9 protein-coding genes and 1 pseudogene are annotated in these 12,149 nt (G+C 58.9%); 2 read left to right on the forward strand and 8 right to left on the reverse strand.

Annotation, left to right across the window (positions count from 1 at the left end; genetic code table 11):
• Nucleotides 1-231: 231 nt before the first annotated feature.
• On the forward strand, nt 232-1,536 hold the full coding sequence (locus VDP61_RS16005) for a DUF4365 domain-containing protein (protein WP_323007863.1): 1,305 nt from the start codon (nt 232-234) through the stop codon (nt 1,534-1,536).
• A gap of 86 nt (nt 1,537-1,622) precedes the next feature.
• On the opposite strand, the gene mraY is transcribed toward VDP61_RS16005, so the two are convergent.
• From mraY to VDP61_RS16045, 8 genes and pseudogenes are all read right to left on the reverse strand, one after another.
• On the reverse strand, nt 1,623-2,705 hold the full coding sequence (gene mraY, locus VDP61_RS16010; protein WP_323007864.1) for a phospho-N-acetylmuramoyl-pentapeptide-transferase: 1,083 nt from the start codon (nt 2,703-2,705) through the stop codon (nt 1,623-1,625).
• Entirely contained in the window at nt 2,706-4,160 is a 1,455-nt protein-coding gene (locus VDP61_RS16015) for a UDP-N-acetylmuramoyl-tripeptide--D-alanyl-D-alanine ligase (protein ID WP_323007865.1), read from the reverse strand.
• 130 nt (nt 4,161-4,290) lie between these two features.
• A pseudogene (locus tag VDP61_RS16020) lies at nt 4,291-5,776 on the reverse strand (UDP-N-acetylmuramoyl-L-alanyl-D-glutamate--2,6-diaminopimelate ligase).
• 19 nt (nt 5,777-5,795) lie between these two features.
• Nucleotides 5,796-7,583, reverse strand: a complete 1,788-nt coding sequence (locus VDP61_RS16025; RefSeq protein ID WP_323007866.1) for a penicillin-binding protein 2 — start codon at nt 7,581-7,583, stop codon at nt 5,796-5,798.
• Nucleotides 7,580-7,987, reverse strand: a complete 408-nt coding sequence (gene ftsL, locus VDP61_RS16030; protein WP_323007867.1) for a cell division protein FtsL — start codon at nt 7,985-7,987, stop codon at nt 7,580-7,582. Before ftsL ends, VDP61_RS16025 begins: the two co-directional genes overlap by 4 nt.
• Nucleotides 7,987-9,021 (reverse strand): 16S rRNA (cytosine(1402)-N(4))-methyltransferase RsmH, encoded by a 1,035-nt coding sequence (rsmH, locus tag VDP61_RS16035; RefSeq protein WP_323007986.1) that lies wholly within the window; start codon nt 9,019-9,021, stop codon nt 7,987-7,989. The genes ftsL and rsmH overlap by 1 nt, the downstream gene beginning before the upstream one ends.
• Before the next feature lie 24 nt (nt 9,022-9,045).
• The gene (locus VDP61_RS16040) at nt 9,046-9,555 is read right to left on the reverse strand and encodes a division/cell wall cluster transcriptional repressor MraZ (RefSeq protein WP_323007868.1); all 510 of its coding nucleotides are present in this window, start codon (nt 9,553-9,555) and stop codon (nt 9,046-9,048) included.
• A gap of 769 nt (nt 9,556-10,324) precedes the next feature.
• On the reverse strand, nt 10,325-11,398 hold the full coding sequence (locus VDP61_RS16045) for an Mrp/NBP35 family ATP-binding protein (protein ID WP_323007869.1): 1,074 nt from the start codon (nt 11,396-11,398) through the stop codon (nt 10,325-10,327).
• Nucleotides 11,399-11,655: 257 nt separating this feature from the next.
• Here VDP61_RS16045 and VDP61_RS16050 point away from each other — a divergent pair, with 257 nt between their 5' ends.
• Nucleotides 11,656-11,874 carry a DUF1127 domain-containing protein gene (locus VDP61_RS16050; RefSeq protein WP_416236548.1) on the forward strand — a complete coding sequence of 73 codons (219 nt, stop codon included), beginning with the start codon at nt 11,656-11,658 and terminating at the stop codon, nt 11,872-11,874.
• The last annotated feature ends 275 nt before the right edge of the window (nt 11,875-12,149 follow it).

Here is a 12,149-nt window from a genome sequence, read left to right on the forward strand (position 1 = left end):
CCCGCGTGCGAACATGTTTTTATAGTATTGATATTATTATATAATGTATATTTTGTTAACCTAATTTTACTGCCGGCACGGGGGCGGTTACCGCTGGCATGGGGTCTTGCGGCCGGCGGTGGGATTTGGATCTTTGTAAACAGATGAGGATGGTTGGTTGCAAGTTTGCAAGGCATGCCCTTAACATTCAGGCATTGGAGTCGAATGACTTGAGCGAGAGGAGCTGCCGAATTGTCAAAAAGGCCAACTGGATACAAGGCGCAGCTTACGGGCGATCAAGCCGAAATCAAAGTTGAGGACGTCTTGAACGATGCGAAAATATGGTGCGCCAAGATGTCGAAAGACAACGGCGAAGACTTCCTTGTCGAATTGGGCGCGTATAGCAACGATCGCGGGGAACGGGTCGAGCCCCAAATCGGCATGCTGCAAGTCAAAGGGCACCGCGCAGAGACCGTCGATCAGATTGACCCTGATTGCGCAAAACGCGTTGTTGACGACGTGGACAAGCTACGCCGATGGGCCGCCCACCCTGCCCCTGTCATCCTGATCGCTGTTGACTTGATTGATACCACGCCAACGTTTCATGCTGACGTTTTGGACAGTATCATCTTGCGCTATGCCCCTAACGGCCTTGCCGAACTTTCACAGAAAAGCATAACGATTACCTTGCCCCGGAGAGACGATTTGGCAGGTTTCGTTCGGCAAGAGGTGAAAGGGTTCTACGCAAAGAACGCCTTTCAACTCGATAGATTGGAACAGTCGGCAATTGAACGAAACCACTATGAGATTCTTTCGCGAGAGGATGATAATTACCCAGTTACTGCCAAAATCCGATCTGCCTCGTTTCGTATCTTGTGGAAAGGCCCGTGGCGACCCGCGCATTTTTGGGCAAGCCTGAATCATTTGGCAGATCACCTACAGACCACAGAGGCGGGGCAGACAAAGCCGTTCACAGCAAATTTTCATGTCTATCGCAGCTATAGGGATATGGTCGATAACAATGCTGTGGCGCATATGAAATGGGTAGAAGAAAGGCACCCGGAAACTGATACGATCAAAGAAATTACGCGCTTTCCCAAGCCGAAAAACTGGGCGCGGTTCAGGTTCAATACGGCCTCTTCATCGCTTGACGTTGCAGATCATCAATTTCCACAAATGGACGATAGCCTCTTTTTGGAAGAGGCCGGGCGCATTTGGGCCGCGTTGGACAGCCTTTCTGAAACCATTCGTGAAAACTTGAGCGATGTGGGAAGGCTGGACAAAACGGTTTTGCAAACTTGTAAGGAAACCTTTGAAGATTTGAGGTTTGTGCAGGTGGAAGAACTGGGATCGCCCTCACCACAATACGCCCTTCTGGACGAACTATTGCAAAGCTATGCAAGCCGTTTGGACGCGGTCATGAAGTGGCTAGCGGACATGGACGACATCTCAGAATCAAAACGTCAGCGATGGTTGCGGCGGGACATAGACATCGCTATTGGGCTATACAAAGCATTTGCGCCGGTTGAGGCGCAGTTGAGCGGCAGGACGACTTGAACACCGGTCTGGAGACATAAAGGCTGGCTTGATGCACAGGCCGGAGGCAACCCCGGCCAGCGTTCGTTTTCCTGGGGTGGATGCCCCTACCGCAGCTTCAGCGTGGCAAGGCCAATCAGCGCGAGGATCAGCGAGATGATCCAGAAGCGGATGACGATTTGCGGCTCGGCCCAGCCTTTTTTCTCAAAATGATGGTGGATCGGGGCCATCAGAAACACGCGGCGGCCGGTGCGCTTGAAGTAGAGAACCTGAATGATGACCGACAGCGCCTCGACCACAAACAGCCCGCCGACGATGGCGAGAACGATTTCGTGCTTGGTGCAGACAGCGATTGCGCCCAGCGCGCCACCCAAGGCAAGTGACCCCGTGTCGCCCATGAAAACCGCAGCAGGCGGCGCGTTGTACCATAAAAACCCAAGACCGCCCCCGAACAAGGCTGCGGTAAAGATAAGCAGCTCGCCGGTGCCGGGTACAAAATGGACGCCAAGATATTCAGTATAATTATAGTTACCAACGACATACGAGATAACACCCAGCGTTCCGGCCGCGATCATCACAGGCATGATGGCAAGCCCGTCAAGCCCATCGGTCAGATTGACCGCATTCGCGGACCCAACAATCACGACCATGCCAAAGGGTACGAAAAACCAGCCTAAATGAATCAGGGTATTTTTGAACACCGGCAGCGCCAGATTGTACGACAGGTCAGCCGGGTGCGACCAGGCCGCAGCCGTGCAGGCGACGGCGGCAATGACAAGCCCAAGCGCGAAGCGGAGTTTGGAACTGACGCCTTTGGTGTTTTGTTTCGAGACTTTGGCGTAATCATCGGCAAAGCCGATCAGGCCAAAGGAAAAGGTGACGCCCAGCACAATCCAGACATAGGGATTATCAAGCCGCGCCCACAACAGCGTGGAAAACAGCAACGCCGAGAGGATCAGCAGACCGCCCATTGTCGGCGTGCCGGCCTTGGCAAAATGGGTTTGCGGGCCATCGTCGCGGATGGGTTGGCCCTTGCCCTGACGGCGGCGCAGCAGGTTGATCAGCGGCAGGCCAAAGATGAAGCCAAACACCAAAGCCGTAAAAAACGCCATGCCCGCCCGGAAGGTGATGTAGCGAAACAGGTTGAAGACATCGCCGCCATCTGAAAATTCCGTAAGCCAGTAAAGCATTCATTCGGTCCCTTGATGTGAGGGGGACGGTTGCCCCAATTTGCGCAAAACGTCAACCACAAGGCTGACCATGATGCCCTTGGAGCCCTTGACCAGCACGATATCGCCAGCGTCGACCAGATGCGGCGCCTTTGGCAGCAGCTCGGCGGCGGTGGCAACCCAATGGCCGCGCTTGGATTTCGGCAGGGCGGCATGCAGCGCCTGCATCCGCGGGCCGACACAATGGACAAGGGTGATCTGGGCCAGCGCCGGATGCGAGGCGAGGGCCGCGTGAAGCGCCGTCTCGGTCGGGCCAAGTTCCAGCATGTCACCCAGAATTGCGATACGGCGGCCTGTGCTGATGCGGCCAACGCGGTGCGTGGGCTCGCAGGCTGCCAGCAGGTCCAGCGCGGCTGCGGTAGAGGTGGGGTTGGCGTTGAAGGCATCATCAATCAGGCCAAAGCTGTGGCCCTCGATCGCATCGAGCAAAACGGTTTCGCGGGTGCCACGGCCCGCAGGCGGGGCCCAGCGACCAAGATCCGTCGTCGTGATCGCACGGTCGAGGCCAAGCGCATCTGATGCCGCCAGCACAGCCAGCGCGTTGGCTGCGAAATGTTTGCCGGGGGTGGCCAGTTTGAAAAGCATATCTTGCCCGGCGTGGCGGGCGCGGGCGATCGTGGCAAATTCCGTAACCTGCACATCGGTCAGGCGGTAATCGGCCTGGGCATGGTTGCCAAAAAGCACTGTTCGCACACCCGCAAGCGAGGCTTTGGCGGTGAGGATCGGGGTGACTTCAAGATCGGCGGGAAGAATGGCGGTTCCGCCCTGCTCCAACCCGTCGAGGATGGCGGCTTTCTCGGCGGCGATCCCTGCAAGGTTTTCGAACGCCTCCAGATGGGCCGCAGCAATGGTGGTGATGATGGCGATATGCGGGCGGGCCATACGGGCAAGCGGTGCGATCTCATTGGGGTGGTTCATTCCGATTTCCAGAACCGCAAGGTCGGTATCCGCAGGCATGCGGGCCAGGGTAAGCGGCACGCCCCAATGGTTGTTATAGCTGGCCTCGGCGGCATGGACCTTTGCCTGACCGCCAAAAGCCGCGCGGAGCATTTCCTTTGTCGATGTTTTGCCGACTGACCCGGTGACGCCAATCACGCGGGCCTGCGTGCGGGCTCGCGCGGCAGTGCCAAGATCTGCAAGCGCTTCAAGCACATCCGGGACAATGACGAGCGGCGCATCGGGGGCAACATCTTTGGGGATGTACGAGGCCAGCACGGCGGCGGCCCCTTTTGCCAAGGCGGCCGCAATAAAATCATGGCCGTCGCGGACATCGGTAAGCGCCACAAAAAGATCGCCTCTTTCAAGCGTGCGGCTGTCAATGGACACGCCGGTCGCCTGCCAATCGGCAGAAGATGTGCCCGCCATGGTGCCCCTGGTGGCGGTGATTGCATCTTGGGCTGTCCAGAGCGGGGTCATCGGATGGTCCTTTTTTGGTGCGGGCGACGGTCTTGGGCAAGCGCCGGGGGACTTCACGTCCCCCGGTCCCCCTGTGGGATATTTGACCGGAAAGAACGCAGGAAGATAGAGAATGTTTGTGTTGGCGGCCCTAAATCAGGCCATCCAATGCGGCCACGGCGATGGAGGCCTGTTCAGCGTCATCAAAAGGGTAGGTTTGGCCTTTGATGGTTTGCCCACTCTCATGGCCTTTTCCGGCGATCAAAAGCGCGTCACCGGGGCCAAGGGCATCAACGCCGCGCAAGATCGCCTCGGCGCGGTCGCCGACCTCGGTTGCTTCGGGGCAGGCGGCCAGAATGGCGGCGCGAATGCTTGCAGGGTCTTCGGACCGGGGATTATCATCGGTGACGAAAAGGACATCGGCATGCGCGGCGGCGGCACGGCCCATCAGCGGGCGTTTGATGGTGTCGCGGTCGCCCCCTGCCCCGAAAACCACAACGATGCGGCCCATGACATGCGGGCGCAGCGCCGTCAGCGCGGTTTCCAGCGCGTCGGGGGTATGGGCGTAATCGACGAACACCGAAGCACCATTTTTCCGGGTGGCGACGCGTTGCATCCGGCCACGAACCCCGGTGAGTTGGGACAGCGTATCAAAAACCTGCTTCGGATCATCGCCCGCGCCGATGCACAGCCCCGCCGCAAGCGCCACATTATCGGCCTGGAACCCGCCGATCAGCGACAGTCGGATTTGATGCGCCTCGCCCAGCCATTCCAACCGCACATCCTGCCCACTGCCATCAAAGCGTTGGCCAAGGATACGCAGATCGGCTATCGGATCCCGGCCGACCCGCAACACATCTTGTTCGCGGTCTTCGGCCAGGTTCGCCATGGCGGTGCCGCGCGGGTCATCAATATTGATGACTGCCACGCCATCCTCGGGCAGGATGCGGGTGAAAAGACCGGCTTTGGCATCAAAATACGCGTCAAACGTATGATGATAATCAAGATGGTCCTGGGTGAAATTGGTGAAGCCTGCAGCGACCAGCCGCACCCCATCAAGGCGGCGCTGGTCAAGGCCATGCGAAGACGCCTCCATCGCCGCATGGGTAACGCCTGCGGCCTCTGCCTCGGCCAGCATGTGGTGAAGGGTGATCGGTTCGGGCGTGGTGTGGGGGCATGGGGCATGCCATGCGCCTTCGACCCCGGTGGTGCCGATATTGATGGCGGCGTGGTCCAGCGCCATCCATATCTGGCGGGTAAAGGTGGCGACAGAGGTTTTGCCATTGGTGCCGGTTACGGCAACCATGGTTTCGGGCTGTGCCCCGAACCACAGTGCTGCGGCATAGGCCAGCGCCTGACGGGGGTCTTGTGCCACGATAAGCGCGGCTGTCAGATCGTCAGGCGCGATTTCTTCCCGGGCAATCGCGGCACCCTCGGCATCGGTCAGGATGGCGCTGGCACCGCGGGTCACGGCCGCCCGGATATAATGTGCGCCGTGAATCACCGAACCCGGCATTGCCGCAAAAAAGATTGCCCGGCCGCACCGCCCGGCTGTCCACGCAAAGCCCTGTGATAACAGGGTTATCGCCGCCACGCGCCGTCAGGCCCAGGTCGGATAAATGTTTGGCCTGTGTCACATGCGCCCCCGGATTCAGATTACTGTCTGGCTGCTGATACCGTGTTCAGGGGGGTATATTCAATCTGTGGTCTGAGCCCCAAGAGCGGCGCTGTGCGGCGGATCACCTCGGCGGCGACCGGAACGGCGGTCCAGCCAGCCGTGCGGCGGGGTTTGGGGCCGGTATTCTCCGAGGCCTCATCAAGTGTGACGACCAACACATATTGCGGGTCAGAGGCCGGGAACATTGCGGCAAACGTATTGATATTCTTGCCTTTATCATAGCCGCCGCCCCGCTTTACCTTATCGGCCGTGCCAGTTTTGCCCCCCACATCATAGCCTTCAACTTCACCCATGCTGGCAGTGCCGCGCGTCACAACCTGACGCAGCATCGACGCGGCAATGGCGGCGGTATTGGCCGAAAGGACACGGGTGCCTTGTGGGATCTTGTCGCGTTTCAACAAGGTTGGCGGCAGCATCACGCCATCATTGGCTATGGCGGCATAGGCAGCGGCCAAATGCATCGGGCTGGCTGACATGCCGTGGCCGTAAGATGCGGTGATGGTCACGATATCAGGCCAGCGTTTGGGGATCAGTGGAATCGCGCCGGGGGCCTCGATCAGCTCCAATGGGGTGGCATCAAACAGGCCCAGCGATTTAAGAAAGGCTTGCTGGCGCATCCCTCCGATTTTCAAGGCAAGATTGGCCGTACCGACGTTGGAGGATTTGACGATGATATCGGTGACTGACAGTAAAGGCCCGTAATTCTTGCCCTCAAATTCGCCGATCTTATGCTTGCCCCAACGCATGGGCGCGTTGGCATCGACCAATGTGTCGGCGTTCACAAGGCCAAGTTCGATCGCTTGCGCGGCTGCGAAAATCTTGAAGGTAGAGCCAAGTTCATAAACCCCTTGCAATGCACGGTTGAACAGCGGGCTGTCGCCGGGATCGCCGCTGAGCAGCGGTTGCGGGCGGTCGTTGGGGTCGAAATCTGGCAGCGACACCATCGCGATGACCTCGCCGGTATGGACATCCATCAATACCCCTGCCGCGCCCTTGGCGTTCATCATGGTCATGCCGGCATCCAGCACCTCGGCCATGGTCGATTGCACCGTAAGGTCAATCGACAGCGCCAGCGGCGTGGCGGCCTGGGCCGGGTCGCGCAATCGCGCATCCATGGCACGCTCGACGCCCGCGACACCAATCACCTCGGCAGAATGTACGCCCTCGGCGCCAAAGGATGCGCCGCCAAGAATATGGGCCGCCAGTTTTCCATTGGGATAAAGCCGCATGTCGCGGGGGCCAAACAGCAAGCCAGGGTCGCCGATATCATGCACGGCCTGCATCTGTTCTGGGGAAAGCTTCTTGCGCAGCCACATGAAAGAGCGGCCATCCGTGAAGCGGCGCTGAAGATCATCAACATTCATGTCTGGAAATATGTCAACCAGCCCCTTGGCGACATGCGCCGGATCAACCATTTGTTTGGGCTGTGCATAAAGCGAAAAGGTCGAAAAATTGGTCGCCAGAATGCGGCCATTGCGGTCTGTGATATCGGCACGCCGACCGCTGATCTCGGCACCCGAGGCGGCAGAGCGCGGCTCTTGCGGGACCGATGCCGCCAACAGACCCATGCGGGCCCCCACAAGGATAAAGGCAGCAAAGAATGCCAGCCCAAGCAGCAGCAGCCGCCCTTCGGCGCGGTTTTGCGCACGCGCACGCGTGGCTTCGACGCGCAGACGAATGTTCTCACGCTCGATGTGATCCGGGTTTTCGCCTTTTTCACGGGCCGACAGAACACGGGCAAGCGGGCGCAGGGGGGTGCGGATCATAGCGGTTCCTCCGACCCTTTTGCCGGGGCATCGGCTGGGGTTTCAAACGCGCCGGCACCGCTTTCAACGTCGCCCATGGTCTCTATCGGGCTGCCCAGTTCGGGCGCGGCGATGGGGGGCAAAGGAAAGGCAACCTGATCAATACGGCTGAATTGCCCCGATTCCATCGGCAACAAGCCAAGACTGTCAAAATTCAGCGCCACAAGATCGCGCAGCCGTGCGGGGCGGTTAAGATAGGCCCATTCTGCCCGCTGTTGCGACAAGGATTCACGCAAACCCGCGATTTCGCGGTTCAGGTTGGAGACATCCTTCAGCGCCCGCTGGGTGGCATAGTTTTCGCGGTAAGCCCAAAAGGCAAGCGACATCAGAACCATGGCGGACAAGATAAACAGAAAGGGGCGCATTAACGATGTCCTTTTTTGTCAGATCGGGGCCGGGTGGCATGGCGCGGAGTGTCTGGCAGCACCGGGACACCAAGAGAGGCCGGATCAACCGGGCCCGCCGCGGCCTCTGTGCGTTGGCCGATGCGCAGCTTGGACGAGCGCGACCTTGGGTTTTGCGCCAGTTCCGCCGCATCGGGGGCAACGGCACCTTTGGTAATCAGGGTAAAACGGGTGGCATCCTCGGCGCGCGCCGGCGCATAGCGGTTGGTTTGCGCCGCATTGCCAGAACGGTTTTGAAAGAACCGCTTGACGATACGGTCTTCAAGCGAGTGAAACGTAACGACAGCCAACATGCCGCCGGGTTTCAAGGCACGCTCGGCGGCCATAAGGCCCTGTACAAGCTCATTGAACTCGGTATTCACCGCAATGCGTATGGCCTGAAAGCTGCGGGTGGCCGGGTGGCTTTGCCCCGGTTTCGGGCGTGGCAGGCAGCCTGCCACGATGCCGGCCAATTGCAGCGTTGAGGTCAACGGGGCCGCATCCCGCGCCGCGACAATCGCGCGCGCGATCCGGCGCGAGGCGCGTTCTTCGCCGTAATGGTACAGAATATCGGCCAGCATCGCCTCGGACGCGGTATTGACCAGATCGGCGGCACTGTCACCGCTTTGGGCCATGCGCATATCCAACGGCCCATCCTTGGCAAAGGAAAAGCCGCGCGCAGCCTGATCAAGCTGCATCGAGGACACGCCAAGATCCAAGACCACCCCGTCAAGCGGTTGGCCCGCATAGTGGTCCAATTCCGAGAAATTTCCCGCAACAAGGCGCAGGCGGTCCCCATAGTCAGCGGCCCAGGCGGCGGCCATTTCCAGCGCCGAAGGGTCACGATCAACGCCCGTCACGCTTTGTGCGCCTGCATCCAGCAAGGCACGGCTATAGCCGCCCGCCCCGAAGGTGCCATCCAGCCAATGACCGCTGACCGGGGAAACCGCCGCAATCAACGGGCCGATAAGGACCGGGATATGGGGCTGAACATCCGACGGATTGGGGCGACCGATGGCAGGATCGCGGGGTTCCAAGGCCTATACCCCCGGATCAATGTCGCCGAGCAGCGACAGCACATCCATACCTTCAAGAAGGTCATCGTCTTCATCATCAAGACTGCCGTTCACCTCATCATAGGTCTGGCGTTTCCAGATTTGAAACCGGTTCAGGGTACCTGCAAAAGCAGTCTCATCGCCCTCTTCATAGGCGATCTTGTCACGCACCTTTTGCGGCAACACAATGCGGCCGTTTTCGTCAATTTCAATGGTAAGCGAACGGGTGATCAGGTCACGTTCCGCAATCTGCCGCTCTTTGGAACCAAGCGGAAGCTTGCGCACCCGCGCGGCCAGAAGATCGGCATCGCGCACGGTGTAGCATTCGACGAATTGGCGGGTTTTGCCGCCATAAACCATCACAATGCGGGTCCGTGGAAAATCTGTGCTGGGCGGATCGCCGGCATCGAGGACTCGGCGAAAGACCGCAGGGATGGATACCCGCGCCTTGCTATCTACCTTTTGGTAGTATTCGCCTCTGAAGTCTTCCGACACGGTATATTCGCCTCTTTCGTCCCTTTGTCTTGTCCGATCCGTGACAAACCTGTTTTGGCTACCCCATAAACGGACAACGGCGGATTGAGCTGCTGCCACTGCCCAATCCGCCGCCCTGTCCCGTCTCCGGGGTTACCGACTGCGCGCGCCACCTGGGGGGATGTCTGCTCGCTCACGCGCCGGATTCTATGTTCGTCGGAAGCAAAAAAGCGGTTGCCTGTATGAGCCTGCTATTTTCGCCTTTTCGGGGTCTTTGGTAGCCCCTGTTTATCTTGCCCGTCTCTCGCTTCCGTAAAACATGGATGGCATGGGAAATCATGGGACGCAATAAAAATCTTTGCCTGAAATAGACTATATAAAGTTAACGGGCGTGCTGAAAAACTGTATTTAGTGGTGATTGCCGACAGGGCCGGTCTAATTGTACTACACATACTGGGCACACCCACTAGATATAGTGAGAACACCCTCACTTCCAAGCAATCCCAGAAAAGCCCAATTTATTTTACCGCACAGCCCAAAGATAGCAGACCCATGCGTTTGATACAGCAAAAACAACGTAATTCAGGGGCGAGGCATGGCGAGTCACGGCGAAGTGATTCGGAGATGTGGCGAAAACTTGTGGCCAATCCCAAAAAATCCCATGCCCTCCCCTTTCCATTGCATGCCCCCCCCCCTTTCCATTGCAGGCGTAGCCCCGGATCAACAGAAAAGGCCGTGCCCGTTTATCTGGGGCACGGCCTTGACCGTTACACGCGATGGCCTGGATGGTTCAGGCCATGCCACCCGCCACCAGACGCGCTGCAAGCGTGGCATAGGCCTGTGCTGCAGGCCCGTCGCCCAGGGCGATCGGGGTGCCGGCATCGCCCGCAATCCGTGTCTCCAGCTCAAGCGGCAACTCACCCAGAAACGGCACGCCGATTCTGGCAGCCTCGGCGGCAACGCCACCATGACCGAACAAATGCGCCTCATGCCCACAATTCGGGCAGTGATAGGTGGACATGTTTTCGATCAGGCCCAGAACCGGGGTTTTCAGCTTGGCAAACATGTCCAAGGCCCGGCGGGCATCAAGCATCGCCACGTCTTGCGGGGTAGATACGACAATCGCCCCGGTAAGCTGCGTGCGCTGACACAGGGTCAGTTGAATATCGCCCGTTCCCGGTGGCAGGTCGATAATCAGGATATCCAGCTTGCCCCATTCAACCTGGGTCAAAAGCTGCTGCAAAGCCCCCATGATCATCGGGCCACGCCAGACCACCGCCTCATCCTCTTTCAGCATCAACCCTATCGACATCACCGTCACGCCATGCGCCTGCAGCGGGATGATGGTTTTGCCATCGGGTGAGGCGGGCCGCTTGGAGACGCCCATCATCCGCGGCTGCGAGGGGCCATAGATATCGGCATCAAGCAGGCCCACACGGCGGCCCTGTTTGGCCAAGGCCACAGCCAAGTTGGACGAGACGGTGGATTTACCAACACCGCCCTTGCCAGACCCCACAGCAATAATACGGTCGATGCCGTTGATCGGCGCAGGGCCACCTTGCTGGGCTGTGGGGTGTTGGCCGATTTTCAGGCTCGGCGGGGCAGGTTTTGCGGTGGGACCATGGGCTGTCATCACCACCTGAACGCCCGTAACCCCAGCCAATGCGCGCAGAACTGTTTCCGCCTGCGCCTGCACCGGGGCAAGCGCGCGGGCCTGATCAGGCGTCGCGGCCTCTATCACAAAGCGGATATTGCCACCCTCCACCACCAGCGCCCGTATCAGATCTCGCGACACAAGAGTGCCGCCATCGGGCAAGGAAACCCCCGCCAGGGCCGCCATGACGCCGTCTTTGTCCAAAGCCATTCTTCCTACTCCGTTTATCTGCTTGGCCTAGCTTGTCGCTTTGCAGGCAAAGCGCAAGGGAATCTTGACCAAATGTTCAAGAACAAGGTGAAGCTGCTGTTTACCCTAGGGAATTCAAGCCCCTATGCCATGACATAACCGCATAGCTGCATTGCAGCATTGCAGATTGTGCAACCGCAGCATTTAGCCCATGTTACCCCTAACAGCGCAACACGAAGCGCTTTGCATAAAGAAAGACGAGGCTAGTGATGGCATATATGAACACTTCTTCCACTGTTGGTTCCTCTGCGGGGCTTGGCTTGATGGGCCGTGTTGCCGGTATGTTCAAATCGGCAGGTGAGGCGATGCGTCGCCGTCGCGTTTACAACCAGACCGTATCGGAATTGCGCGCGCTGTCGACCCGTGAATTGGCGGATCTTGGCCTGTCTCGCTCGATGATTACCCGCATTGCCCTTGAAGCGGCCTACGGCAACTAACATTTCAATTGCAGCGGCTCTCTCCTCCCTGGGCCGGATGCGACAACGGCGACACAGTTTTTCCCTCTTCTGGTGTCGCCGTCTCTTATACGGAAGCTGCTGTGCAAAACCTGCAGCTTCCAGACATACCAAACGGCTCTCTCCTCCTCCCTGAGCCGGGCGGGATACGCGGTGGCCCCTACCTCCTCCCGGGGGTCACCGCAAAAAGTTTCGGGTGCTGGTCTTTGTGATCACCCCATCTCAGACGCCCGGCTCTCTCCTCCTCCCTGGGCCGG

The sequence above is a fragment of the Pseudorhodobacter sp. genome, assembly GCF_034675685.1.
GTDB lineage: Bacteria > Pseudomonadota > Alphaproteobacteria > Rhodobacterales > Rhodobacteraceae > Pseudorhodobacter.

Coding starts and splice junctions, on each gene's coding strand:
- VDP61_RS16045 (WP_323007869.1), bottom strand. CDS start 11,398: ATGGCTTTGGACAAAGACGGCGTCATGGCGGCCCTGGCGGGGGTTTCC.
- VDP61_RS16015 (WP_323007865.1), bottom strand. CDS start 4,160: ATGACCCCGCTCTGGACAGCCCAAGATGCAATCACCGCCACCAGGGGC.
- VDP61_RS16025 (WP_323007866.1), bottom strand. CDS start 7,583: ATGATCCGCACCCCCCTGCGCCCGCTTGCCCGTGTTCTGTCGGCCCGT.
- VDP61_RS16050 (WP_416236548.1), top strand. CDS start 11,656: ATGAACACTTCTTCCACTGTTGGTTCCTCTGCGGGGCTTGGCTTGATG.
- mraY (WP_323007864.1), bottom strand. CDS start 2,705: ATGCTTTACTGGCTTACGGAATTTTCAGATGGCGGCGATGTCTTCAAC.
- ftsL (WP_323007867.1), bottom strand. CDS start 7,987: ATGCGCCCCTTTCTGTTTATCTTGTCCGCCATGGTTCTGATGTCGCTT.